This window comes from Psychrobacter sp. SWN149, assembly GCF_015864565.1.
In the GTDB taxonomy this organism is placed as follows: Bacteria; Pseudomonadota; Gammaproteobacteria; order Pseudomonadales; family Moraxellaceae; genus Psychrobacter.
Genome location: NZ_JADYWX010000001.1, coordinates 266,999 through 291,238, shown reverse-complemented (window position 1 = coordinate 291,238; position 24,240 = coordinate 266,999). Strand labels below are relative to the sequence as shown.

At 44.0% G+C, this 24,240-nt stretch carries 23 protein-coding genes; 7 read left to right on the top strand and 16 right to left on the bottom strand.

Annotation, left to right across the window (positions count from 1 at the left end):
• Window positions 1-190: 190 nt before the first annotated feature.
• Window positions 191-1,543, top strand: a complete 1,353-nt coding sequence (locus tag I6E86_RS01190; protein ID WP_197174717.1) for a hypothetical protein — start codon at window positions 191-193, stop codon at window positions 1,541-1,543.
• 386 nt (window positions 1,544-1,929) lie between these two features.
• On the opposite strand, the gene I6E86_RS01185 is transcribed toward I6E86_RS01190, so the two are convergent.
• From I6E86_RS01185 to I6E86_RS01135, 11 genes are all read right to left on the bottom strand, one after another.
• Window positions 1,930-2,106, bottom strand: a complete 177-nt coding sequence (locus I6E86_RS01185; RefSeq protein ID WP_197174716.1) for a hypothetical protein — start codon at window positions 2,104-2,106, stop codon at window positions 1,930-1,932.
• A gap of 118 nt (window positions 2,107-2,224) precedes the next feature.
• Window positions 2,225-3,250: an L-threonine 3-dehydrogenase gene (gene tdh, locus I6E86_RS01180; protein WP_197174715.1), complete on the bottom strand. Its 1,026-nt coding sequence runs from the start codon at window positions 3,248-3,250 to the stop codon at window positions 2,225-2,227.
• Window positions 3,251-3,327: 77 nt separating this feature from the next.
• The gene (kbl, locus tag I6E86_RS01175) at window positions 3,328-4,518 is read right to left on the bottom strand and encodes a glycine C-acetyltransferase (RefSeq protein WP_197174714.1); all 1,191 of its coding nucleotides are present in this window, start codon (window positions 4,516-4,518) and stop codon (window positions 3,328-3,330) included.
• A 235-nt stretch (window positions 4,519-4,753) separates the two neighbouring features.
• Window positions 4,754-5,500, bottom strand: coding sequence for a pyridoxine 5'-phosphate synthase (locus tag I6E86_RS01170; protein ID WP_197174713.1), 747 nt, complete (start codon window positions 5,498-5,500; stop codon window positions 4,754-4,756).
• 44 nt (window positions 5,501-5,544) lie between these two features.
• Window positions 5,545-6,420 (bottom strand): N-acetylmuramoyl-L-alanine amidase, encoded by an 876-nt coding sequence (locus tag I6E86_RS01165; RefSeq protein ID WP_197174712.1) that lies wholly within the window; start codon window positions 6,418-6,420, stop codon window positions 5,545-5,547.
• A gap of 57 nt (window positions 6,421-6,477) precedes the next feature.
• Window positions 6,478-6,978: a DUF2247 family protein gene (locus I6E86_RS01160; RefSeq protein ID WP_197174711.1), complete on the bottom strand. Its 501-nt coding sequence runs from the start codon at window positions 6,976-6,978 to the stop codon at window positions 6,478-6,480.
• Window positions 6,979-7,006: 28 nt separating this feature from the next.
• Window positions 7,007-7,783: an MOSC domain-containing protein gene (locus tag I6E86_RS01155; RefSeq protein ID WP_197174710.1), complete on the bottom strand. Its 777-nt coding sequence runs from the start codon at window positions 7,781-7,783 to the stop codon at window positions 7,007-7,009.
• 174 nt (window positions 7,784-7,957) lie between these two features.
• Window positions 7,958-8,371, bottom strand: coding sequence for a ribosome silencing factor (rsfS, locus tag I6E86_RS01150; protein WP_194363532.1), 414 nt, complete (start codon window positions 8,369-8,371; stop codon window positions 7,958-7,960).
• Between the two features lie 131 nt (window positions 8,372-8,502).
• On the bottom strand, window positions 8,503-9,570 hold the full coding sequence (locus I6E86_RS01145; RefSeq protein WP_227680492.1) for a nicotinate-nicotinamide nucleotide adenylyltransferase: 1,068 nt from the start codon (window positions 9,568-9,570) through the stop codon (window positions 8,503-8,505).
• Between the two features lie 108 nt (window positions 9,571-9,678).
• Window positions 9,679-11,826 (bottom strand): phosphate acetyltransferase, encoded by a 2,148-nt coding sequence (pta, locus tag I6E86_RS01140; protein WP_197174709.1) that lies wholly within the window; start codon window positions 11,824-11,826, stop codon window positions 9,679-9,681.
• Between the two features lie 132 nt (window positions 11,827-11,958).
• A complete protein-coding gene (locus I6E86_RS01135) occupies window positions 11,959-13,191 on the bottom strand; it encodes an acetate/propionate family kinase (RefSeq protein ID WP_197174708.1) in 1,233 nt (410 codons plus the stop codon).
• Between the two features lie 686 nt (window positions 13,192-13,877).
• On the opposite strand from I6E86_RS01135, the gene lptM reads away from it, so the two are divergent.
• From lptM to I6E86_RS01115, 4 genes are all read left to right on the top strand, one after another.
• Window positions 13,878-14,177, top strand: coding sequence for an LPS translocon maturation chaperone LptM (gene lptM, locus I6E86_RS01130; protein WP_197174707.1), 300 nt, complete (start codon window positions 13,878-13,880; stop codon window positions 14,175-14,177).
• A 193-nt stretch (window positions 14,178-14,370) separates the two neighbouring features.
• Window positions 14,371-15,747 carry a diaminopimelate decarboxylase gene (gene lysA / locus I6E86_RS01125; RefSeq protein WP_227680466.1) on the top strand — a complete coding sequence of 459 codons (1,377 nt, stop codon included), beginning with the start codon at window positions 14,371-14,373 and terminating at the stop codon, window positions 15,745-15,747.
• 198 nt (window positions 15,748-15,945) lie between these two features.
• On the top strand, window positions 15,946-16,833 hold the full coding sequence (gene dapF, locus I6E86_RS01120) for a diaminopimelate epimerase (protein ID WP_194363537.1): 888 nt from the start codon (window positions 15,946-15,948) through the stop codon (window positions 16,831-16,833).
• A 54-nt stretch (window positions 16,834-16,887) separates the two neighbouring features.
• Window positions 16,888-17,913 (top strand): tyrosine recombinase XerC, encoded by a 1,026-nt coding sequence (locus I6E86_RS01115; protein ID WP_197174706.1) that lies wholly within the window; start codon window positions 16,888-16,890, stop codon window positions 17,911-17,913.
• 36 nt (window positions 17,914-17,949) lie between these two features.
• Here the strand turns inward: I6E86_RS01115 and I6E86_RS01110 are convergent, their stop codons facing one another.
• The gene (locus I6E86_RS01110; protein ID WP_197174705.1) at window positions 17,950-18,849 is read right to left on the bottom strand and encodes a carbon-nitrogen hydrolase family protein; all 900 of its coding nucleotides are present in this window, start codon (window positions 18,847-18,849) and stop codon (window positions 17,950-17,952) included.
• Window positions 18,850-19,136: 287 nt separating this feature from the next.
• Between I6E86_RS01110 and rpoN the strand changes: the two genes are divergently transcribed.
• Together rpoN and hpf are read left to right on the top strand one after the other, a co-directional pair.
• Window positions 19,137-20,798 carry an RNA polymerase factor sigma-54 gene (gene rpoN, locus I6E86_RS01105; RefSeq protein WP_197174704.1) on the top strand — a complete coding sequence of 554 codons (1,662 nt, stop codon included), beginning with the start codon at window positions 19,137-19,139 and terminating at the stop codon, window positions 20,796-20,798.
• A gap of 392 nt (window positions 20,799-21,190) precedes the next feature.
• Window positions 21,191-21,571 carry a ribosome hibernation-promoting factor, HPF/YfiA family gene (gene hpf / locus I6E86_RS01100; RefSeq protein ID WP_194363541.1) on the top strand — a complete coding sequence of 127 codons (381 nt, stop codon included), beginning with the start codon at window positions 21,191-21,193 and terminating at the stop codon, window positions 21,569-21,571.
• Window positions 21,572-21,795: 224 nt separating this feature from the next.
• On the opposite strand, the gene thiS is transcribed toward hpf, so the two are convergent.
• From thiS to I6E86_RS01080, 4 genes are all read right to left on the bottom strand, one after another.
• Window positions 21,796-21,996, bottom strand: a complete 201-nt coding sequence (gene thiS / locus I6E86_RS01095) for a sulfur carrier protein ThiS (RefSeq protein WP_194363542.1) — start codon at window positions 21,994-21,996, stop codon at window positions 21,796-21,798.
• Window positions 21,997-22,074: 78 nt separating this feature from the next.
• The gene (locus I6E86_RS01090; protein WP_197174703.1) at window positions 22,075-22,464 is read right to left on the bottom strand and encodes a DUF423 domain-containing protein; all 390 of its coding nucleotides are present in this window, start codon (window positions 22,462-22,464) and stop codon (window positions 22,075-22,077) included.
• Between the two features lie 81 nt (window positions 22,465-22,545).
• Complete coding sequence (rpoH, locus tag I6E86_RS01085; RefSeq protein ID WP_197175000.1) at window positions 22,546-23,409, bottom strand: RNA polymerase sigma factor RpoH; 864 nt, start codon at window positions 23,407-23,409, stop codon at window positions 22,546-22,548.
• A 241-nt stretch (window positions 23,410-23,650) separates the two neighbouring features.
• Window positions 23,651-24,112, bottom strand: coding sequence for a sulfurtransferase TusA family protein (locus I6E86_RS01080; RefSeq protein ID WP_197174702.1), 462 nt, complete (start codon window positions 24,110-24,112; stop codon window positions 23,651-23,653).
• Between the last annotated feature and the right edge of the window lie 128 nt (window positions 24,113-24,240).

The following is a 24,240-nucleotide window of genomic DNA, read 5'->3' as shown; positions in this document are numbered from 1 at the left end:
TTTGATATGTAAAACATATAAAAATAACTTTTTATATTGACTCTCGAATAAATTTAATATAAATTTATAAGTGTTGCTGAAAAGTGACTGAAAAAGCTGAGAAGCCTACGCATATAATTTAAATATATTTTACGACTAAATTCTTCGTAAGGTTTCTCCAATTCTGTTTTTAACAATTTGGAGAATTTCCATGAAATCTGTAACTATCAAAACCGAAAACCATACTATCTTTAATTTTAAAGATATTAGTAAAGTAATCGGAACTCTTAATCCCTCGAATATCGCTAAGCTTTTGGACAATATTGAGCTTACCGCGAATCCTAGAAAATCAAAAATAAACAAAATTACTAATGCAATTCAAGAAACCCTTGAATTAAGCCCAGAATCTATGGTCTTCAAATCTAAAGGACTTCTTCTTTCAACTGGCGAATGTGAGCCTTTAGAAAGAGGACGCTTCAAAATGAGAGTTGAGGATAAAGTGACAGATGGCTTACTCGATGGTGGGCATAATATGCTGGCTATCGGAATGTTCTTTTTAAAGAAGTACTTCGAAGTTAGTGATATTGCTGAGCCTGTCGAGTATAAACGTATTAAACGTTGGGATGATTTTCTTGAGCTTTGGGCAAGTTGTCGTAGCGAAATTGATAGTGTAGTGGACGAATTGGATTTTCTTATCCCGATTGAAATTATTTATCCAGCACCGGGAAAAGAAGATATATTTGGTGATAAGGTTTTTGAAATTTCTGATGCTAGAAATAATAACCATTCGCTTAGCAGTGGTACAAAAGCAGACCATAAAGGCTATTACGATATTCTGAAAGCATCATTAGATCCTAAGTTAAACAATGAAATTGAATGGAAAGATGGTGATACTGAAAAATCAATTAAAAGAAACGATATTGTTTCATTAGCACTTATTCCATTAATTGCTTTACAGCGACATAACAGGCTAGATAAAGATATTGGGAAAATTAATCCTACTATGATTTACAATAGTAAAGAAAAGTGTGTTGAAGCATATTCATTAATAATTGAAAAATATACTAATGAAAACGGAGAGTTGGAACTGCCTAAAGTCGTAGAAAATGCTTTCAAATTGATGAAAGATATACCTATGTTTTTTGATCTAGTATATAAGCATTTTCCAGAGTACTACAATTCTCGTCAAGGTAGTTTTGGTAGGATTTCTAGTGTTTCTCAGAAAAAAGATAAAGATGATAAGATAATTAAAGGCTACTATAAAACTAACTTTTATAACTTTAAGCTTGATTATAAGTACCCTCCAGCTTTCATGATTCCTATTATAGTTTCCTTCAATGAATTTATTAAAATTGATGGTGATAATGTTTCATGGAAAGTTGCTAATATGCAAGGTTTTATTGAAAATAATTTAAAGAACCATTGTGGAATGCTTATCAGTACTATAAAAGATAACCACTACGATTCTCAATCTGTTGGTAAAAGCTCTGCTGCTTACAAGGGTATGGAGATGGAACTCGGTTTGGCTGAATTGAAAATTAATCAAGGTTTTGAAATGTCTTAGTTTTAAATTTTAAAATAGCTAAATAAAAAGGCGAGTTGATCTATATTAACTCGCCTTTTTCTATAAATTTATTCTGTAGTGTAGGGCTAGTAGAGGAGTTATATTGAATCTGAATTTTCAAATATGGAACTTAAATTATTGGTAGAAGATATAAAAAATTCTTGTTATCAGTTTTCAAAATAATATAAATTCCATACAGAGTCTAGGGCGTGTCCTCAATTCAATTGATCATATCTAAACGGGCTAAAAATGGCTAAATTTTGCCAAACATCGTTAAATAGCTGGTTAATATCCCGATATTATCTGCGCTATTTTCCTTGTTTGACTACAATTTATCTCATTTTTATCACCATTTTAAAATGAGGACACGCCCTAATATAGTAAAACTAATCACTATCCAAACCCTTCCGAGCCTCAGCTATCAACTCATGAATCTTGGCACTTTCCTTTAGCACGCAAGCATCATAAGCAGAAAGCGCCTCAGGCTCTTGTTCTTTTTCCTGATCTTGCTTGGCTTTTTCTGCTAAATACTTTTCAAGTTTATCAGCTTCGGAATCGCTCATAGTTTACCTCTATATAATTTTTACTCTATAAAAAACGGCACTGAAATCAGTACCGTTTTATCAGTCGTGACAATCTAAACCCTAACCAGAACTCCTCAAATACTGACGCACCACATTATCAATCCCAGCTTAAAATCACCTTACCGCATTGCCCACTTTCCATGATATCAAAGCCTTCTTGAAAGTCATCAATGTGCATGCGATGGGTAACGATGGGCGATAGATCAATACCGCTGATCAGCATTTGCTCCATCTGATACCACGTCTCCCACATCTCACGGCCATAGATACCTTTTAGGGTTAGCGCCTTGAAAATAATCTTGCTCCAATCCACCGTGGTGGTGTTAGGTAAAATACCCAAGAGCGCAATTTTAGAGCCGTTATACATATTACTAATCATCGAATCAAAGGCCTGAGGCGAGCCTGACATCTCAAGCCCAATATCAAAGCCGTGCATTTTTAACTCAGCAATGGCGCCTTCGATGGTTTCACCTTTGGCGGGGTTGATGGTCATCGTTGCGCCCATTTTTTTGGCAAGCTCTAGGCGATAATCACTGATATCACTGACCACGATATTACGTGCCCCTGCGAAGCGGCAAATCGCTGTTGCCATAGAACCAATCAGTCCCGCACCCGTAATCAGAACATCCTCACCAAGGACAGGAAAGGAAAGGGCGGTATGCGTGGCATTGCCAAAGGGATCCATAATGGCGGCCATCTCATCGCTGATACGCTCATCGAGCTTGATGACATTATCGGCAGGTATCACCAAATATTCGGCAAACGCGCCATCGCGGTCAACGCCCACGCCGATGGTGTTTTCGCACACATGTAGCTTGCCACGGCGGCAGTTTCGGCAATGCCCGCAAGCGATATGTCCTTCGCCTGTGACGCGGTCACCCACTTCAAAGTGCTTTACACCATCGCCCATTTCGCTAATGACACCGACGTATTCATGTCCGATAATCATCGGCGTCTTGATGGTTCTTTCTGACCACTCATCCCACTTATAAATGTGCAAATCTGTACCACAAATGGCAGTTTTTTTAATTTTAATTTTAACGTCATTGATGCCAACCGTAGGTTCTGGCATGTCTTGCATCCAGATGCCTTTTTTGGCATGGGCTTTAACCAGTGCTTTCATACTTTTCTCTTATTTAGCGGTGTTGTGCTTAATGGTTGAATCTAGCGAGTGAATACCGAACAAATACCGAACGACGCTTAATCAATCACTTTCATTTGCTTGGCGACTTTGATAAAGGCGGCGATACACTGGTCAAGCTGCTCGCGAGTATGAGCAGCAGAGAGCTGCACACGAATGCGAGCCTCGTCTTTGGGTACGACAGGGTAGAAGAAGCCGATCACATAAATGCCTTCTTCAAGCAGTGCATCTGCCATTTGTTGCGAGACATTGGCATCATAAAGCATTACTGCACAAATGGCCGATTCGGTGGGCTTGATATCGAAGCCTGCATCTTGCATTTTCTTCACAAAATAGGCGGTATTTTCATGCAATTTATCTTGTAAGGTATTGTCTTGCGACAGCATCTCAAACGCTTTTACCCCCGCTGCCGCTACCATAGGAGGAATGGAGTTTGAAAACAGATACGGGCGTGAGCGTTGACGCAACATCTCAACGATTTCTTTTTTACCCGTGGTAAAGCCGCCAATAGCACCGCCAAAGGCCTTGCCTAAAGTACCCGTGATCAGCTCAATATCACCACGTAGATCAAACAATTCAGTCACGCCGCCACCAGTGTGACCGACCACGCCTGCTGAATGCGACTCGTCAATCATGACCATGGCATCATATTTTTGTGCCAACGCATAAATCTCGTCCATGGGCGCCACATTACCATCCATCGAAAACACACCATCGGTGACAATTAAGCGAAAACGCTGTGCTTGCGCCGCTTGTAATTGCGTCTCCAAATCCTGCATATCCGCATTGGCATAGCGATAACGCGCGGCTTTACACAGGCGTACACCATCGATGATTGAGGCATGATTTAACGAATCAGAAATAATGGCGTCATCGCTGGTCAGTAGTGGCTCAAAGGCACCACCATTGGCATCGAAACAGGCCGCATAAAGAATCGTATCTTCGGTATTAAAAAACTTAGAAATCGCCGCTTCTAATTGCTTATGCAAATCTTGCGTACCACAAATAAATCGCACCGATGACATGCCATAACCTGAGTTTTCGATGGCTTTGATAGCTGCCTTTTTAATCTCAGGGTGATCAGACAATCCAAGGTAGTTATTGGCACAGAAGTTAAGCATCTCACGGCCATCGGCGATCTTGATGAGTGCATCTTGCGGAGAAGTGATAACGCGCTCGTTTTTATACAGGCCTGCCGCGCGTATATCACTGATTTCTTGTTGTAGATGTTTCTGAAAGTCTTGATACATAAAGATTCCTTTTTTTAATATTATTAGCGTTTGTATTGATAATGCAGATATTAGGACTGCTGATAGAACCAAACTGTAGTCATTTTAAAATAGAATTGATACGCCAATATTGCCGTGCTACTGGTATAAATTTTACTTGCTTGCTGTGTCTACGCTGACAGAGGCTGCATAAAATATATCCCAGCACCACCGCATCGAGTGTAAAGTGAATAGACTATTTGCTTATTAGTATGGATTACCCACAAATTGCTAAATACTGACGCACCACATTATCCATGCCTTGCTCCAGTGATTCAATCGTAAATGCATGACCAATCGACACTTCAGCGATATCACTAAGCGCGAGCAGATCAGTTAAATTATTCAAATTCAAATCATGACCTGCATTGACGCGGATATCATTTTGATTGGCTAGATTAATACAGTCGCTAAAGCGTTGCTTGACCTCATCGAAATCAATATTGTTATCGCTCTTACCCTTACTGTAGGCGCGTGCCCATTCTTCGGTATACATCTCGATCGTCTGTACATCGCTCTTGATGACCGCTTTGATTTGTTCGATATCAGGGTCGATAAATACCGCACAGCGCGTACCGAACGCTTCTAGCTCTTTGCTTAACGTTGATAAAAACTCATGATGAGTGATGATATCAAAGCCATGATCAGAGGTCAGCTGATCGTCGCTATCTGGTACGAGCGTACATTGATGCGGCTTTACTTCACGGATAATCTTTAAGAACTGCTCGTTTGGATTGCCTTCGATATTGAACTCAATCTCTGGATAGTCCTTTAAGAATGCACTGATATCATAGACGTCTTGGTATCTGATATGACGCTCATCTGGTCTCGGGTGTACGGTAAAACCTTTGACACCTTGGTCAATCAGCTTTTTCACAAAGGTCAACAGGTTAGGGTAGTCAGTACCGCGAGAGTTACGGATCAAAGCCAATTTATTCAAATTTACGCTAAACAATGTGCTCATAAAATTCCTTGTACAGCTCGTTTATTATTGATGATATAAAAGGGTTAATAAAAATCGTTGGTATCAGCATACTTATTATTCAATGCCTTTAAAATAGCATAAGTCTCTAAATCTACTTTGCCCGTTGGATTGAGGGGTCGAAAGTGCAGCTGAAACGCATAGACGACATCGCGACTGGCTTTGTCCCATTCGTCGCTATTATTGATCTGATAGCCATAATCACGAAACTGCTGTTTGATCTCAGGTATCGTGGCCGTTGTAAATGCATCTATATCCATAAAAGCAAGCTTGTCAGCGTCATCATACCAAGCGCCGATGCCATATTGCTTATACAGCTGTTGCCAAGGGAACTTTGCACCGGGGTCTATTTTACGTGAGGGTGCCATATCAGAATGGCCGATGATATTCTTTGGTGAGATGTCATATCTCGCCGTGATATCTTGCACCAACTCCGCGACCTTTTTAATCTGCCACTCATTAAAGGCCACATAATGGTCATAAGGATGATACGCCAGCTGGCCGTCTTTTAGGGCATTTTGATACTCAGGCGCAATGCCTGCATTGACGATTTCTATACCGATAGAAGTATCATTTAATATCGTCCGTCCTGCAAAACTGCCATCACCTGCATGCCAAGCTCGTTCATTTTCTGGTACGAGGTTATAAATTTTATCATCATCATTATCTAACACTAGATAGTGTGCGCTGACCTTGCCTGTGGTCAGTGTTTTGATAGATCTGTCATTGTCTGAAACCGTATAGTGCAGCACAATGGTTTTGATACGCTCGCTCTTGCCTGTGGCTTGATAGGTTTTGCTATCTACGATGTAGCTTTTGGTCGTCGCTACTGGAGAGGTTGTGGTCACGCAGCCAATCAAGGGTAGTGTTAGGCCAAACGCTAAGAATATGTTTTTTACCATGAAATGCTCGGTGTAGGAATGATATTTTTCCAAAGGGTGGTTCAGATTGTGGTGTTGTTAAGATGCTATTAAATATCTATAGGTACTTAAATAGTCCTGCCAGTTATGCAAGATATGGTCATAGCCTAGCTTTTCAGTATTACCATGAGCAGGCATATAACTTATGAGTTTTTCCATATCTACAGAGTAACCAAAGTCAGCATAAACTTTATTGATTCTATCGTAATCAGCTCTACTATTTTCTCTATTTTCATAGAGCCAAAGTAAGAGAATGTATCTCCATTTACTGCTTACTGAGTTCCGAACAATGCTTACATCACTAGATATTAAACTTAAAGGTTTGCTGTGAGTATCTATATAAAAACTGCCTAACAGCAGATTAAGAGCCAATTCTAATAAGCTCTCATCATTAGGGTACTTAACTAGTGACGTATCAACAATGTCAGCCAACTCTTTTAAATCGATTAGCTCATACCTGATCGCAAATCGGACTTCTTCTGCAGATAAAATGACGCTATGCTCTTGTAAAAAAGAAAAGGGAATACTAATACCTTTCATGATGATTTTAATCTCTAGTTAGTATTGATTAATTCTTAATCTTCTTCCTAAGCACTACTTTCCAACTCTCTTCCAAACACTCAATCGCGAGCCATAGCTCAATTACATCAGCAGCGTATTTCTCTTTTGAGTTAGATAGTTGCCATAATTTTTCAAGCGTGGCAAACGGATAGGGGCGTTCTATCAAGTAAACTGGTAAATCCGCATTAATTAGACCATCACGTACGACTTGAAAGTACCAGCCAGAGATACCTTGTTTGCTCACCCATGCTGCGATATTTGGCACTTTGGTAAACTGTCCGATTTGGTCATTGATTTTGTAGCACGGACGGCGCGGTTGGACGATACGTAGCTGAACGCAGTCGCCATCATTACTATTGTCTTGTTCGTTTTCCACATATCCACCATATTGAAAAACGTCACCAATACAAACCATAGATTCAGTCATTTCCGGTAGACTATTGACGGCTTCGGTCGTGAGGTTTTCACCCAGCGTACCGACGCGCACGTTTAGACCAAACTCTGTATTGATATGCTCATAAGTTGCAGGTGCTAGTTGATGCACGGCTTTTAGTGGGCCACCATGATGCTTGCGGTCGGCTTGCTCATCAGTGGCGAGGCCCATGAAGTTGACCGCGACAGGCGCTTTGATTGGCGCTTTGTCAATGGCGCTCAGTTGCTCACGGGTGAATGGCATGGACTTACCCGCGCGCACACAAGTTAAGTTGGCGATATGTAGTGGCAAGTTTTGGTTAAAGTCTTTTTGGGGTTTTTCAAATATTGGCGTGACTGATGCTGCGCTCATAAGGTTTCCTAGAATATAGGTATTCATACTAATAAGTGGGCGAGGAATGTCTGATGTCCATTTTATTATACGGGTTTGCCACCTCAGAGGTCACACAAAAAAAGACCAGAATAGATATTCTGGTCTTTTTAATCTAATGCTTTTAATATGACGCGATTATTGTATTTAATAATCTTATTTGTTTTTGTTACGACGACCCGCAGTTTTCTTTTCACGTGGTACAGCGACCAGCTCAGCCAATTGCTCAGGTGATGACCATAGGCCTTCCAAGTCATAGAATTCACGTGCTTGAGGCGTCATCATATGGACGACAACTGCGCCCAAATCGATCAACGTCCAGTCAGAGTCGATACCGCCTTCACGGCCAAGTGGCATAAAGCCAGCTTGCTTAGCTTCAGCGCCAACGCTATCAGCCATCGCACGCACATGGCGTTTAGACGTACCATCAGCGATGATGATGCGTTCGGTTACGTCAGTCAATGCTTCTACATTCATTACAGTGATGTTCTTTGCTTTCATATCATCTAGAGCGCTTTGTACAATGGTCAAACATTCTGTTAGGCGTTCTTCAGTCATGGTGTTGGTCATAAATTTTAATCTCTTGAATCGTAAATATATAAAATAAAGGGGTAAAACGTCAATTTGTCTTATCCGACTCATCATATGTCGTCAGTCACGCATAGAGACAGGATAGGCAAAATGACACAGATAAGGCGATTTTAACGGAATTGAGCAGCAGAATATAGCTGATGGGCGATAATATATTGATAAACAGCAGGATTTAGCCATTTAGCTAATGGATTAGATTCAGTATTGCTAATGATATCATTTATTGGTGCTATAGATGTGATTTGCCTTTGGGTGACTGGCATTTTATTTGTTTGATTGTCTATTCTCTGTAGTTGCTCACGTATTTGTGTGCTTGATACGGCAGCAATGGGTCGCGGATCTATATAAATGCGTCCTTGATTGGCATTTTTCAAGTCAGCTTTCAAGTCAGTACTAGTCAGATTAGCGCTATTTGAGTTCGAGCTATCTGTTAGTTGCTGAGTAGTCGGGGTCAGTAGCGCGCTCGGTGAGTCCGTTATATAGGGCTGCAATGACAACGGCAGTTGCGATTTTAAGAAAGCAACATCTTGTGCAGTCGCTATATTATTTTCAAAAGAGATAGTGCTGTTAGATATTTCAGTATCAGTATCAGTATCAGTATCAGTATCAGTATCAGTACTGCTCTCACGATTAAACACCCACAGATTGACATGGTCAGTGAGTCGTAATCCCTCTTTCCATTTATCCAAACTATGGGCGCTGTCCATACCCATGATAAATATCAAGCTGTCATGAGGATATTGCCGCCTCAATGTACGTACGCTGTCGATAGTATAAACAGGCGGTGCTTGCCATAGCTCCAGCTCATTGATTTGTATCGGTGTCTCTTGCGTCGCGAGCTTCAACATGGCCAATCGATGGCTAGGATCTGTACTTTGTATTTTAAATGGCGAGCGCGCATTGGGTAGCAATGACACGTGCAACATGCGCTGTTGCTGCTTGGCGATTGGGAGTAGATGCTGATAGACCGACATCGCTACTTCTAAATGACCGTTATGTACGGGATCAAACGAGCCGCCAAGATAAGCACGGATGGCAGGCGCAGGTGTTTTTGCTTGAGGGCGAGTGCTGGTGTTTGGCATAAATAAATGTGTAAAAGGATTAATAATACGTTGGTTGATTTTAGAGAAGATAGCGCTATTGTAGAGGGCAAGCGCGCCTCTGTCATTAAATGTCATCAAGTGACATCAAATGTCATCAAATGTCATCAAAACACCAATAAAAAACCGACCATCATCATGACAGTCGGTTATCTATAAGTGTGCAGTATACAAACGTGAAGATAATTAAATCAGATCGCTGTGCGCTTGGATAGCAGTCAGCGCGATGGTATAGACGATATCATCAACCAACGCACCACGTGATAAATCATTCACGGGTTTGTTCAGGCCTTGTAGCATTGGACCGACACTGACAACATTGGCGCTACGTTGTACCGCTTTATAAGTGGTGTTACCGGTATTTAAGTCAGGGAAGATAAAGACATTGGCTTGACCAGCGACAGGTGAGTCAGGCGCTTTTTGTTTGCCCACGCTCATGACCGATGCCGCGTCATACTGTAGTGGTCCGTCGACTTTGAGGTCTGGGGCACGCTCGCGAACGATTTGGGTCGCACGGGCGACTTTTTCGACATCCGCGCCTGCGCCTGATGAGCCAGTAGAGTAGCTGATCATCGCGACTTTTGGATCGATACCAAAGGCCGCCGCAGATTGAGCTGATTGAATGGCAATCTCTGCCAGCTCTTCAGCGTTAGGATCAGGGTTGATGGCGCAGTCACCATAGACGACCACTTGCTCAGGCAACAGCATAAAGAATACTGACGATACTAAGGAATATTGCGGTGCAGTCTTAATCAGCTGAAATGCTGGGCGTACGGTATTGGCAGTCGTATGAATCGCACCTGAGACCAGACCATCGACTTCATCCATCTGTAGCATGATGGTGCCGAGGTACACAGTATCTTTTAGATATTCAGCGGCGACATCTTCGTTGGTTTTACCCTTACGGCGCTCAACGACCGCTTTGATGTATTTGCTCATATCTAGGCTGTCAGGATCGATGATTTCTAACCCTTCAGGCAACGTCAAATCACGGTTTTTAGCCACTTGTTCGACATCACTACGCTTAGCAAGTAGCACGCAGTTGGCAATACCGCGGCTTTGACAGATACAGGCCGCTTCCACGGTACGTGGCTCAGCGCCTTCTGGGAGTACGATGCGTTTTTTGGCTTGCTGTGATTTTTTGACCAACTGATGGCGGAATGCTGATGGCGACAAACGTGGCTCGTGATTGCGGCTGAAGTACTCTTTAATCCAGCTCAGATCCAAATGCGCGGCCACATAGCGAGCCACTTCTTCCGCTCGTTCGGTGTCGTCGTTTGGAATCTCAGAGCTCATATGCATTAGGCTCTGCACGGTCTCATAGCTGTCGCTTTCGACACTCATGACAGGGATGCCTGTTTTGAGCGCTGATTGCCAGAGCTCAGCCACCGTTGCACTTGGCATGATACCGCCAGTCAATACCAAACCTGCTAGCGGAATTCCATTGATACAAGCCAAGCCAGCAGCGAGTAATAAGTCATCACGATCCCCCGGTACTACCATCAACGTACCGCGCTTAAAGACTTCATTGACACGCGCTACTGAACGGGCAGTTAGGCTGATACGATTGATACGACGTGTTTTTGCTTCGCCAACATTGAGCCAAGTTGCGTCCAGCTCGGTCGCTATATCCCACGTACGCGGTACTGATAACGAGTCACTAAAGGGCACCACACCGATCAGGCGAAACGCGTCGGTATTAAATGAAGGCGATAGACGTTGAACTGCCTGCATAAAGTTCTGATCTAAGCTGACAACCGCTTCACCAGGGGCAACAGGTTGGTTTTCAAAGGTGTTGGGCACGTCTTGTACGCGCATCAATATCACGCCGAGCGTACGTGCATCAATGACACCGCCGAACTCACGTGCATGGACATCGAGCTTATCTGCTAAATAGGCAGGCTGATTGATATCAGCGGTACTGACAAATATAATCTTGGCATCTAGCGCATGGGCAAGCGCGCGGTTGATTTGTGAGGCATAAGAGGTTTCAGTAGTCGGCACTAGACCTTCGCAGATGATGACCTCATGACCCTCATCGATCGTATGATAATTGGCGATCACTTCTTCCATCAAATCATCAAGATTGCCATCGCCCAGCATGCGCTCGACGTGCTGGCGGCTGATAGATTTGGGCGGCTTTAGACCAAACGCATGCATGGTGAGCGCATTTGAGCTGTCCAAGCTGTGCTGTTTATCAAGCGTGTCGTCTTGTAAAAACGGCTTCATAAAGCCGGCTTTAATACCGTTATAATCAAACGCACGAATCAGACCGAGCGCCGCTGACGTCACACCAATACCGCGGCTGATGGGAACAAGTAAAATGGTTTGCATAAGTTTTCCTACGATTTATTTTGTTTTAGACTTCGATTTATTATTGGCAGCATAAAAAATACCGAGCGTTTTATTCTATGTTTTTTATAACCATCAAGAATGACAAACGCTGAGTATAATATCTAAATAGGCTTATACCAAATTCAAGGCCTGACGCGTCTCTTGCGCGATACGGTATTCTTCATCCGTTGGTACGACCCACAGCTCGATGCTACTGTCATCTGCATGAAAGCTGCCTTCTTTGCCGCGAGCCAAGTTGGCGTTTTTGTCCGCATCTATTTTGATACCAAAATGACGCATCACTGCCAGAATGCTGGCACGTGTGGTCACTGAGTTTTCACCGATACCACCAGTAAAGACGATACCAGTGAGCTCAGGCAATGCACAGCTTAGGCTGGCAAGGTATTTACCCGCGCGATAGCAGAACATATCAATCGCCAGCTGCGCGTCTTTATGACCTTCATTAGCGGCTTGCTCAATGGTACGCAGATCGTTAGACAAGCCTGATATGCCCAGCAGTCCACTTTCACTATTGAGCATTTTGTCCGTCTCTTCTAGGCTGATACCCAGATGACGCTTTAGGTGCATGTGCAAGCTAGGATCGACATCACCACTACGCGTACCCATCATCAGACCTTCGAGTGGGGTCAGACCCATACTGGTATCGAGACTTTTGCCATCGTATACGGCAGCCACCGAGCAGCCATTACCGAGATGTGCTGTTAGCCAACCATGTGGGCCTTTGGCCTCCGTGATTTGGCTCGTACGCTCTGAGACATAGGCATGTGAGGTGCCATGAAAACCATAACGACGGATTTTGTGTTCTTCGTACAGGTACTTTGGCAGGGCATAGCGAAATGCAACGGGCGGCATCGTTTGGTGAAAGGCCGTATCAAATACCACGACTTGCGGCATATCAGGATAAATGGCTTGTACCGCTTCGATACCCAACGCATTGGCAGGGTTGTGTAGTGGCGCCAGTATCTTGAGGCGTTTGACTTCTGCGAGTGCATGATCGTCGACTCTCACTGCTTCAGAGTATTCACGGCCGCCATGTACCACGCGATGACCGACTGCGATGAAGTGATACTGCTCTAACAGCTCAAGGATTTTTTGTAGCGCCAGCTTATGGCGACCACCAGGGATAGATATTTCAAGCTTCTCACCATTTAAGGTGGTGTGTTTGATACGGGCAGTATCGAGGCCTAAGTTTTCGGCAAGACCGGTGATACGAGTAGAGTTGTCATCACTAATCAACGCGTATTTGATGGAAGACGAGCCGCAGTTTAGCACTAAAGTCGGACTGGTCAGGGTTGATGTTTCACTGTTCTTATCATCAAAAGTGGTGCTTAGGGTGGCGCTCATACTCTATCCTTAGATTGGTTTTTATGGAGGTGAATCAAAACGTTTGTGAAATATAAAAAATGTTTTTAGTAATGTGTCTTTTATACTAGCGTGTCGTCAGTACAAATCCTTTTGGATGGCTGATATCTCATGTGCCACGCAGGTATATGGCCGATTCTATTTATATTTAAGCCGGTACTTTTATACTATTATTATCGGCGAATGTCTATGAATCACGGGCCAAAACCCTATGATGAGAGCGAATTGCCAAGATATTGCTGTCTATTCATATATCTGTACTGCAACAACCCAAATGTTTGAGAATGTGATGTAGCAAGCGATTGGCCCAGAAATAGACTAATAACCATCAGCAATTTTTAAATAAGTTGGCATAGAATTAAGGCGTATGGTGACAGCGAATTATCAGTGGCACAAATTGTAAGAAATGTTGTCCAAATACCCATAAATCGCGTTTCGCAGTCGAGATATTCCTCGTTATCATGATAATAACTCAATCGAAATACAATAAAATGCTGAATAATAATCAAGTTTATGAGTCAATCATATTCAGTATGCGTACAGCTTTGTGTAATAATGCTATGATTGAAATGCTTATATCAGCAGCGTTTTGACTGCCTTTTTAGTTGTCTATTTATCACAATTATTATTGCCCTTACATGACTATACGCTCACAGGTTGCCCATTCTATGTCTACTATATACCGCCTCTCAAAAACTGACGATAGCTCTTCATTGGTTGGCAGCCGTCGCCGTACTATCGGCGCGCTCATCATCGGTAGTGTCCTTATGGCAGGGTTGTCAGGTTGCGGCCAAAAAGGCGATTTATACTTGGTAGATTCCGCTAGCCAAACGGTTGAGGGCAGCTCATCTATGCTCGACAGCACTAGCCATCCACAAGACGCCGCTTTTGCTGGTCTTGATGGTAATGACCAAGACACAGACGTGATGGTTTTGCCAGAGCCTAGTGAAGACCCGAACGATTATTAGCACTTAGTACTTGGCTACGAATGACTAACTATTAACGCTTAACTGGCTCAAATACTGATGCCTGAGTTAAGCCACGTTAAGAGTCGATGGCGATACCTGAGTAGGCTTGATTAAACTGCTTGGATCGACACACACATTTGACACCCGTATTTATTATTACCTTTTATAACCTGATTAGATTAGAGATTTTTATATGAGTTCTTCTGAATTAGCTACTGACGTTACTGAATTAACCACTGGCGAATCAGTCACCACCCAAACTGAGCAAGGGTTGTATATTGACCCTGAAGCTTTGACTACTCATTTACCTGCGCTGAATTACCGCGACGATGCGTTATATATGGAGCAGGTCAGTATCAATGCGTTGGCAAAACAATATGGCACGCCCTGCTATGTTTACTCAAAGCAGGCGATATTGGACGTTTACCGAGCATACACGGACAGCTTCGCCAGTCTAAATCATCAAGTATGCTACGCCGTAAAGGCAAACTCTAACCTTGCAGTACTTGGTGTTTTGGCAGAGGCAGGTGCTGGGTTTGACATTGTCTCACGTGGTGAGCTGATGCGTGTACTGGCTGCTGGTGGCGCTGCCTCTCGCGTAGTATTCTCAGGCGTTGGCAAAACTTATGGCGACATCGAGTACGCATTGATCCAAGGTATCGGTTGCTTCAATGTCGAGTCGATTAGCGAGCTGACCTTAATCAATGAAGTCGCAAAGTCACTTGATAAGCCTGCGCCGATATCGCTGCGCGTCAATCCAAATGTCGATGCAAAGACGCATCCATACATCTCGACAGGTCTTAAAGACAACAAGTTCGGCATCACTCACGAAGATGCCCTAGCGGTTTATCAGCAAGCGGCAGCGCTATCGCATGTTGATATCGTTGGTATTGATTGTCATATTGGCTCGCAGTTGACTGAGGTAGAGCCGTTTGTCGCAGCGTTAGATAAAGTCATTGAGCTGATACATAGTCTGCGTGATAACGGCATTGAGCTACGTCATATTGATTTAGGTGGTGGACTGGGTGTGCGTTATATCGATGAGATGCCTGTGACTATCGATGAGTTTGCCCAAGCCTTATTACCAAAACTTAGTGCGCTTGGTTTGACCGTGTTCTTTGAGCCAGGTCGTAGTATCGTTGCCAATGCTGGTGTGTTATTGACCCAAGTCGATGTACTCAAACCGACTGAGCACAAGAATTTTGCCATCGTTGATGCGGCTATGAATGACTTGATTCGCCCTGCGTTATATCAGGCTGAAATGGCTGTTATTCCAAGCGTACTGCCTAGCGATGGTATCAATACGGATGGTACGCAGCCATGGGATATCGTTGGTGCGATTTGTGAGACGGGTGACTTTTTGGCAAAAGACCGTCTATTGTCATTAGCCACAGGTGATGTGCTGGCCATTACTGGTGCGGGTGCTTACGGCTTTACCATGAGCAGTAACTATAATTCGCGTCCGCGTGCCAGTGAAGTGATGGTGGCAGGTGAGCATCATCAGCTCATTCGTAAGCGCGAAACGGTTGAAGCCTTATATGCCGATGAAACATTGTGGCAGGATAAATAGAACGGTCAGAGCGGTACTTGACGCATAAAAAACCCACTGTGATGATAGCAGTGGGTTTTTTTATGGCAAACGCTGACTGAATGCAGCGGTTTTGAGTTATGACGATAACTTGGTATTTGATAGCGGTGATAATTATGATTGTATCTGACAGCGTGCTAATATAAGACATATATAAAAATAGGATAGGACATCAAAAATATGCTAATAGAATTTACTAAAATGCATGGTTTGGGCAATGATTTCATGGTCATTGATTTAGTGACCCAGCGCTTAGAGTTGACCAAGGAACTAGTAGCGTTATTGGGAAATCGTCATTTGGGCATTGGCTTTGATCAATTGCTGGTGGTAGAGCCGCCCATGCGCCCTGATGTGGATTTCAGTTACCGTATCTTTAATACCGATGGTACCGAGGTCGAGCAGTGCGGCAATGGCGCACGTTGTTTTGCCCGTTTTGTGCAAGCGCGCAAACTGTCATTTAAGCAGCGTCTACGTGTAGAGACGGCCAGTGGTATTATTTCATTGACGACTGATCGTTATGGCTGGGTTGAGGTTGATATGGGCAAACCCAAGTTTGAGCCAGATGAGATTCCATTTAGCCCAAGAGCCACGACCAAAATCCAAAACACATACCATCTCGATGTGAATGGTACGCCTGTACAGCTGTATGTTGCCAATATGGGCAACCCGCATGCTGTCATCAAAGTCGATGACGTACTCGATGCTGAGGTCGAAAAATTAGGCAAGGCAATCGAATCGCATCCCGCGTTTCCAGCTCGCGTCAATGTGGGTTTTATGCAGGTGATGAACCAGCGCCATATTCGATTGCGCGTTTATGAGCGCGGTGTGGGTGAGACCCAAGCATGCGGTACTGGCGCTTGTGCTGCTGTTGCGGTCGGTATACGTGAGGGCTGGTTGGATGAGGGCGAAGAGATCCGCGCGCAGCTCTATGGTGGCAGCATGATTATCAAATGGCAGCCAGGTTACTCAGTCATGATGACGGGTCCGACAGCCTTTGTTTATGAAGGTGTCTTTAGTCCAGATGGTTTGATGGCACAAGCCGGTATCAAGCCCAATTCTGAAGGCTAAGATTTGACATTCTGACATTGGGCAAATGACATAAATAGCACGGGTGCTTCTACTATGGTGATGTCCACTGATAAAGACAGTCAATCTGCACAGATGACGCCTTGGCTATCAGCTGAGTTCGCCATTACTGTAAAGGCAGACACTGCATTACGAGCGTTATTAGCACCTGTCCATCGTTGGCTCAACATTCTGTCAGTGCGTAACCACTCGCCGCATACCTTGACCGCTTATTTTGCGGGTGTCAATCAGTTGGCGCTGTATTTGCGCGGCAAGCGTTTGACATGGACCCGCTGCGATAAACGCCAATTGGCTCAGCATATCAGTCAGCGCCTCGATGAAGACAAGCTTGCATTGGCGAGTGTCCAGCAAGAGCTGTCGGCGATTCGTCATTTTTATGGGTGGCTGATAGAGGAAGAGCTGGCACGTATCAACCCGACCACTGGCTATCAGCTCAAGCGTAGTCCCAGACCGCTGCCGTCTATTGCCGATGTGGATTTACTCACTCAATTGCTCGACCAAGCAATTCCGGACACACCAGAGCAGGCCCGCTTATGGTTACGGGATAAGGCCATGTTTGAATTGCTTTACAGCAGCGGTCTACGGGTTGGGGAGTTGGTCGCGCTCGATATGGCAGATGTGGACTTGTCTGATTTGCGTGTGCGAGTCACAGGCAAAGGCAATAAAACCCGCCTAGTACCGTTAGGTGCCAAAGCTGCCGCTGCGATTGCGCGCTATTTGCCGCATCGCAATCTATGGGTGGAGCAGATGGACAGTGCATTATTCATCAGTGAAAAGCTCGGCACCAGACTATCGACGCGAGCAGTGCAGCAGCGTCTCAAAGTCGCGGCCACTCGTGCAGGCATCGCGCAAAACATGTATCCGCATCTATTGCGTCACTGTTTTGCCTCACATATGCTCTCAGGTAGTGGAGACCTACGCGCCGTGCAAGAAATGCTAGGACATAGTGATATCAGTACCACGCAGATTTACACCCATGTCGATTTTGCCAAATTAACACAAGTCTATGATCGCGCCCATCCACGAGCGACTCATGCTCAGAATGATAGCAATTCTACCTAGCTTTCAATAGAACAACTTGTCACAGGGTAATTTGATTTACGCCAAACGATGGCAATCAAAGATCGGCATTTTTTGTCGACCTTGTATTTGTGCTTGCTTGTCTAGTGATGCCATGACAATGGCGTATCCTTTATCTGGTTCAGCTGTGGCAGATGTGTTTAGCTCACTACTATCGTGGCTAGCAATCACACGTCCATTAAAATCAGTAATGGTAGTATGTCCCCATGTCTGGCGAGTATTGCCGTCTTTATACGCATGATCGCCGCCTTGTGCTGCGCCAATCACCATACATTGACTGTCTAACGCCCGTGCCTGTAGCAACAGTGACCAATGCGCTTGTCCTGTCAGATAAGTAAAGGCAGCAGGCGCACTCAGTAGGTCAGCGCCTGCTTGACGTAGGCGCTGTGCCAACGCTGGAAAACGCAAGTCAAAACAAACCATCATACCCAGTTTATACACAGCATCGTCTATTTCAAGTGAGGTGACGACAGTTTGTGTGCCTGGCTCAAAAGTCGCCGCCTCATTATAACTGCCTTGCTTATCGGCTACAGTCGCGGTAAACAGATGAATCTTATCGTAGCGTGCTACCAGCGTACCATCTGGGGCAAACAGCTGGCTGACTTGGCGCAGTCTACCATCTGGTACGATAGCCCCATCAGGGCGATAAGGGCAGGGCAGTGAGCCTACTAGCAGATAAATACCATAGGTGCGGGCATACTCTGCCATCGTCGCTGAGAGCGCATCAAAACGCTCTGCAGTGGAAAACTGCTGTCCCATGCTACAGCAGTTTTCAGGTATGACCACGAGCTTGGCACCCTGCGAGGCTGCGTCAATAACGGCTGCTTTTATAGTGGCTAAATTATTTTCGATATCTTGCTGACTGTTCATTTGGATGGCAGCGATGCCAAATCCAAGATTGTTTAGTTGGTTGTTCATGACAGTATTCTCATTCAATGTTAAGACGTATTGGGTGTTTATCGGGTTTTCTTTATTATAAAATTCTTATAGTTATGAACAGATTATTCATATTTATGGGCGGGTTATGACGGGTCAAATGATAAAGGTGTCCAGTATTTATCACCATCATATCTGGGCAGGGTATAAATTATCATAGCAAAATTGTGGCAAAAAATGCTATCGTCATGTCCTGATAAGGATAAATCACGGCCTCAATTGGCAGTATAAATATAATAGCATCAAGAATGGAGTGTAATAAGCCGACCATGAGTATGTCGTTCGGATTGGCGACCACGCTGAGCAACTCGCAAAAACTGACCCCGCAAATGCAGCAAGCCATCAAATTGCTACAGCTCTCTAGTCTTGAGCTCGCGCAAGAGGTTCAGGCCAAGCTGGACAGTAATCCGCTGCTTGAACGTATCGAAGACGATGATGACGATCGCGATGATAGCGACTATGAAAGCTCTGACGATAAAAGTGATGCGTCAAACGAGCCATTGACCTTGGATAGTTGGAACCAAAGCAGCAGCGATTTCTCTAATACAGCAGGGTCTAGTACAGGAGCTGAGGGCAGTACAGACTACGGTGATGAGGCAATCGATAGCTTGGATAAGTTGCAGCAGACCAGTATCGATGATGGCGCGATGGACAGTAGTACTGATAATTTTGATGCCAGTAGTGATACGGAGCACTTTGATTATAGTAACCATGCCTCTGCGTCGAGTGGCTCTAGTAATAATAACGAAGACTTTGATAGCTATCAAGGCGGTACTTCTTCGACTATTCAAGATCATGTGCGCTGGCAGCTTAATTTTAAACGCTTGTCGGAGACAGACACACTGATCGCAGAATACCTCATAGACTCCATGGATGACATGGGGTTTATTCGGTTGGATATAGATGAGCTGCTACAGAGCTTTGATACCATGGCCAGCTTTTATCAGTGGGATGAGCGCGTTGAGCATGATGAGATTACAGCGGTACTACGCATGATTCAATCTTGTGACCCTGTTGGTGTGGGTGCGCGGCACTTGAGTGAGTGCTTAGCGATTCAGCTGTCCAAGCTCGATGCTCGCACAGCTTACCTACAAGAAGCAAAAGCGCTACTATCAGCCAGTGAGCATTTGGTCAGCAATAACATCAAAGCGCTGACGGAACTAACGGGTCTTGCCCCTGAATACATTACGCCTGCGATCACTTTGCTGCGCACACTCAATCCGTCACCAGGATTGTTGTTTCAAATCAGTCAACCTGACTACACTCAGCAGCCTAACAGTTATGACATACCAGATGTGTTAGTCTCGCCCATCAGACACCATGACGGGACGACCAATGCTGCAGATGAAGGCTGGCATGTACGTCTCAATCCTGACACGTTGCCAAAACTACGAGTCAATCAAGAATACGCCAATTTAGTCAAACGCGGTGATGACAGTCCTGACAATCAATATCTGCGAGAAAATCTCACCGACGCGAGACTGTTCATCCGTAGCATCGAGGAGCGCAATCAAAACCTGTTAAAAGTCGCGACCAGTATCGTACGTTATCAGCAAGAGTTTTTGTTGCATGGTGCGACGGCTATGCAGCCGCTGATCTTAAAAGCTATTGCAGAAGAAGTTGACTTACATGAGTCAACGGTTTCGCGACTGACCACCAGTAAAACCATCTTGACGCCGCAAGGGATGTTTTCGTTAAAGCATTTCTTTTCGTCACACGTCAGCAGCAACGATGGTGATATCTCATCAACTGCTATCAGCGCCATGATTAAAAAGCTCATCGCCGATGAAGATCCCAAAAAACCATTATCGGATAGCCGTCTAAAGAACGAGCTATTGGCTGATGGTATCGATATTGCTCGTCGAACGGTCGCAAAATACCGTGAGGCTATGAATATTGGCTCATCTACCCAGCGCAAACAAAAATACTAGTGATTTGACCGCAGAAATTTAGGTAGCTGTTTATTTATCTGACTGAGTGTGAGCTGAGAGACTGCTAGATAATTAGCCTATGTTTCTATACAGTTATAAAAATAAAATTTTTTGATTATATAGAAACTTAGTAGAAATAATAGGTATTGTTACACTTAATTACAATTTAATGGCTTGCTACTATTTGGTTTTCATGACAAATTAGAGCCATACCAACCACAAAATCTTAATGCCGATTTATAGTATTTATTCATAACTGATAAAGGAGACGATAAAAGGATACGTCGACACATTACTAGAGGCATTGGATAGATGATTGGTAAGGCAGGATGACAAGAGCAGGAATGCGACCTCATCTGTTGATTGTAAGTTATAAATAAAAGGACAATAATATGAATGTTTCTATCAGTGGTCATCATATCAGCGTTACTGAAGCTATGGACACAGCGGTTCGTGAAAAGCTTGAAAAAGTAGAACGTCACTTTGATCAGATACAGAGTATTCAAGTGATATTATCGCTAGACAATAGCGGTGCCAGTGACGGCGGCAAAAAGAGCCATAAGGCTGAAGCAATTATGCGCGTCTCAGGTCAAGAAATGTTTGTCCAAGCCCTTGAAGATGATATGTACAAAGCCATTAATGAGATGGCAGACAAACTTGATAGACAAGTGCGTAAGTATAAAACCCGCCAAGAGCGTAAAAAGACTCAGGGTGCTGGACGCGAAGGACGCTATCAAGATTTGACACCCGCTGAAGCAGTGCCAGCAGCTTAGTAATAACGCCACACGGTGCTAAATAAGCAACAGCAGTCATCTGGATTGATAGATATATTAAAAACCAAAAAGACAACAAACAGTCAATCTACCAAGCCATGACTAACAAAAGAAAAAAGACCTCAAACATATCCTATGTTGAGGTCTTTTTTAATAGGCAAATAAAAATCGTATACAGGTTTAAAGCCGAATAAAGCGATAAACAATTTACAGCGAAACAATTCTTAACCGCCGCCAACCGCTTGTACCACTTCAATATTCATACCTTCTGCAATGCGCAATTGAGCCAATTCACTTTTGGGTATCAGATCCCCATCGACTTCGACAGCATAACGACCTTGACTTAGACCAAGTTCATTGATGACCAGTTGTACTGTCTGATGGGTGGTTTGTAAGGTTTTACCATTGACACTAATATTGCTCATAATTGCGCTCCTTAATGATTTAGATTTCCTTGTACTCAAAAATAGTAATGCTTGAGTAAATGACATCCGCTAGATTGGCTAACTGGGTTTCGATTGGCTGATCGGGCGTTTTAATCTAAATGTCGATACTGCTAGCCATAGCCAACCTGCAATCATAAAGATACCGCCGATAGGAGTAATCGCCCCAAACCAGCGCGGTGCGCCAAGCGTCATCGCATACAAACTACCCGCAAAAATCACGATGCCGACTTGTAATAGCCAAGCGGTGGTTTGAGTGGTGTATTTCAATCGAATCAGTAAACCAACTAGTAGTAGCCCAAGCGCATGTATAAACAGATATAAGGTTGCAGTATGCCACCATTCAAGTTGCTGAGGGCTGACGATAGCCTCTAAGCCATGAGCACCAAATGCCCCTAGGGCAACGGCGATTGCCATATTCAGTGCAGCAATACCAATCCAATTTAGCATGATGAAACTCGCAGTTGCTTACAGCCGCAGGTAGTCTGGATATTATAGATAATATTCATATGTTCAATGACTTCATAAATATTACTGAATATCATCTGGCAAAATCACACTATCAATGGTCATGGCGTCACGAATTTTGTCCATCGCGTTTTTTTCGATCTGACGTACCCGCTCAGCGGAGATAGAGTAGACCGCTGCCAATTCATGCAAGGTGGATTTTTGTTCAGAGAGCCAGCGCTGCTCGACGATATCGCGTGAACGATCATCCAAGGTACCCATAGCAGCAATCAGAGCTGATGAGTTGTTTTCTTCCCAATCGGCTTCTTCTAACTGCTCAGCAGGATCGATGCCATCCTCTAAAAACAGCTGCGGTGCATAGCGACCATCATCATCGTCGCTCGACTGCGCTTCAAACGAGGCATCATAAGAGGTCAGACGAGATTCCATCTCTAGCACTTGCTTGCGCGTGACATTTAAGTCCTTGGCGATCGCATCTGCCTCTTCTAGCGTTAGCTGATTGTTGGTTTTCTTTAGACTACGCAGATTAAAGAACAACTTACGATGCGCTTTGGTCGTGGCGACTTTGACAATACGCCAGTTGCGAATCACGAACTCATGAATCTCAGCTTTGATCCAATGCACGGCAAAGGAGACCAAACGTACGCCTTTATTAGGATCGAAGCGTTTGACTGCTTTCATCAGTCCCAGATTGCCTTCTTGAATGAGATCCGCCTGCGGCAGTCCATAACCTGAGTAGCTGCGGGCAATGTGAATCACAAAACGCAGATGTGACATCACGAGTAACCGCGCTGCCTCAACATCGCCTTCGTCATGATAACGATGGGCAAGCTCTTGCTCTTGTACTGGCGTCAAAATAGGAATTTGATGCACAGTATTAATATAAGCGCCTAAGTTGACCCCTGGTGCAGATAAATGCGTTGGCATGGCCGGTACTAAATCACGTGTACTGGTATCACCTAATGCACTTGCATCATAAGGCGGACGCTGTGCAGCAGCTTTGAGTGCCGCATCACGTGCATCGTTTCTTATAGGAGTTACGCTGTCTTTTTTATTTGTATCTGCAGCGTCAGTAGTAGTATTAGCCATATTCTTGACCTTGATTAAATGGTTGAGCAAATAGTCAGATAAAACGCTTTATGATTGTAATTGTAAAGGATAGCGCCGTTTAGTTGCTATCAGTTTTGGTAATGATGAAGTGATATATTGTATCGAAACGCTGTAATGATGTGCTATTTACGGCTGATGATTCGGTAATCTCAGTCGCTGCATTAACGACTAAGTTTAAATGGCTTAATGAATGAGCTTGCTGACTTTGTCGACAGAAGGCAGTGATGTCTGCTCGCGAGTTGGGGTCTGTTGCGACTACATATAGCGACTCCCCAACGGATACCCCTCGTAGCGCAACCTTGGTTTTTAACAATGGCATGGGACAAGCAAGACCACAACCATCAACGAAGCCTTTGATATCTAATACAGTCTGTTCTGTGCCACTCTTTGAATCAGCACATTCTGCTGGCAGCAGATCCATCAAACTGCTTATACTGTGCTGCTCTGTATCAGATAAGTTGGCTGATAAACTGATAGCGTGAGACATACGGTTTATGATTGATGGTGTATCAGCAGACATAAAAAACCTTGTAGATATCAATATATGGTTTGGTGCTTTTTTTAAGCAAATATTTTTTACGCAAAGAGTGTCTGTAATCAGTCATACTCGATCTAGACATTGACGTTTGAGACAAGCGAATTTATCTG

What these genes read in the sequence shown, in the direction of transcription:
- rpoN (WP_197174704.1), top strand. Translation starts at nt 19,137, where the DNA reads ATGAGTATGTCGTTCGGATTGGCGACCACGCTGAGCAACTCGCAAAAA.
- pta (WP_197174709.1), bottom strand. Translation starts at nt 11,826, where the DNA reads ATGCAAACCATTTTACTTGTTCCCATCAGCCGCGGTATTGGTGTGACG.
- I6E86_RS01080 (WP_197174702.1), bottom strand. Translation starts at nt 24,112, where the DNA reads ATGTCTGCTGATACACCATCAATCATAAACCGTATGTCTCACGCTATC.
- dapF (WP_194363537.1), top strand. Translation starts at nt 15,946, where the DNA reads ATGCTAATAGAATTTACTAAAATGCATGGTTTGGGCAATGATTTCATG.
- lptM (WP_197174707.1), top strand. Translation starts at nt 13,878, where the DNA reads ATGTCTACTATATACCGCCTCTCAAAAACTGACGATAGCTCTTCATTG.
- rpoH (WP_197175000.1), bottom strand. Translation starts at nt 23,409, where the DNA reads ATGCCAACGCATTTATCTGCACCAGGGGTCAACTTAGGCGCTTATATT.
- I6E86_RS01190 (WP_197174717.1), top strand. Translation starts at nt 191, where the DNA reads ATGAAATCTGTAACTATCAAAACCGAAAACCATACTATCTTTAATTTT.
- I6E86_RS01160 (WP_197174711.1), bottom strand. Translation starts at nt 6,978, where the DNA reads ATGAAAGGTATTAGTATTCCCTTTTCTTTTTTACAAGAGCATAGCGTC.
- I6E86_RS01165 (WP_197174712.1), bottom strand. Translation starts at nt 6,420, where the DNA reads ATGGTAAAAAACATATTCTTAGCGTTTGGCCTAACACTACCCTTGATT.
- kbl (WP_197174714.1), bottom strand. Translation starts at nt 4,518, where the DNA reads ATGTATCAAGACTTTCAGAAACATCTACAACAAGAAATCAGTGATATA.
- hpf (WP_194363541.1), top strand. Translation starts at nt 21,191, where the DNA reads ATGAATGTTTCTATCAGTGGTCATCATATCAGCGTTACTGAAGCTATG.
- rsfS (WP_194363532.1), bottom strand. Translation starts at nt 8,371, where the DNA reads ATGACCAACACCATGACTGAAGAACGCCTAACAGAATGTTTGACCATT.
- thiS (WP_194363542.1), bottom strand. Translation starts at nt 21,996, where the DNA reads ATGAGCAATATTAGTGTCAATGGTAAAACCTTACAAACCACCCATCAG.
- I6E86_RS01090 (WP_197174703.1), bottom strand. Translation starts at nt 22,464, where the DNA reads ATGCTAAATTGGATTGGTATTGCTGCACTGAATATGGCAATCGCCGTT.
- I6E86_RS01155 (WP_197174710.1), bottom strand. Translation starts at nt 7,783, where the DNA reads ATGAGCGCAGCATCAGTCACGCCAATATTTGAAAAACCCCAAAAAGAC.
- I6E86_RS01145 (WP_227680492.1), bottom strand. Translation starts at nt 9,570, where the DNA reads ATGACATTTAATGACAGAGGCGCGCTTGCCCTCTACAATAGCGCTATC.
- I6E86_RS01135 (WP_197174708.1), bottom strand. Translation starts at nt 13,191, where the DNA reads ATGAGCGCCACCCTAAGCACCACTTTTGATGATAAGAACAGTGAAACA.
- I6E86_RS01170 (WP_197174713.1), bottom strand. Translation starts at nt 5,500, where the DNA reads ATGAGCACATTGTTTAGCGTAAATTTGAATAAATTGGCTTTGATCCGT.
- lysA (WP_227680466.1), top strand. Translation starts at nt 14,371, where the DNA reads ATGAGTTCTTCTGAATTAGCTACTGACGTTACTGAATTAACCACTGGC.
- I6E86_RS01185 (WP_197174716.1), bottom strand. Translation starts at nt 2,106, where the DNA reads ATGAGCGATTCCGAAGCTGATAAACTTGAAAAGTATTTAGCAGAAAAA.
- I6E86_RS01115 (WP_197174706.1), top strand. Translation starts at nt 16,888, where the DNA reads ATGGTGATGTCCACTGATAAAGACAGTCAATCTGCACAGATGACGCCT.
- I6E86_RS01110 (WP_197174705.1), bottom strand. Translation starts at nt 18,849, where the DNA reads ATGAACAACCAACTAAACAATCTTGGATTTGGCATCGCTGCCATCCAA.
- tdh (WP_197174715.1), bottom strand. Translation starts at nt 3,250, where the DNA reads ATGAAAGCACTGGTTAAAGCCCATGCCAAAAAAGGCATCTGGATGCAA.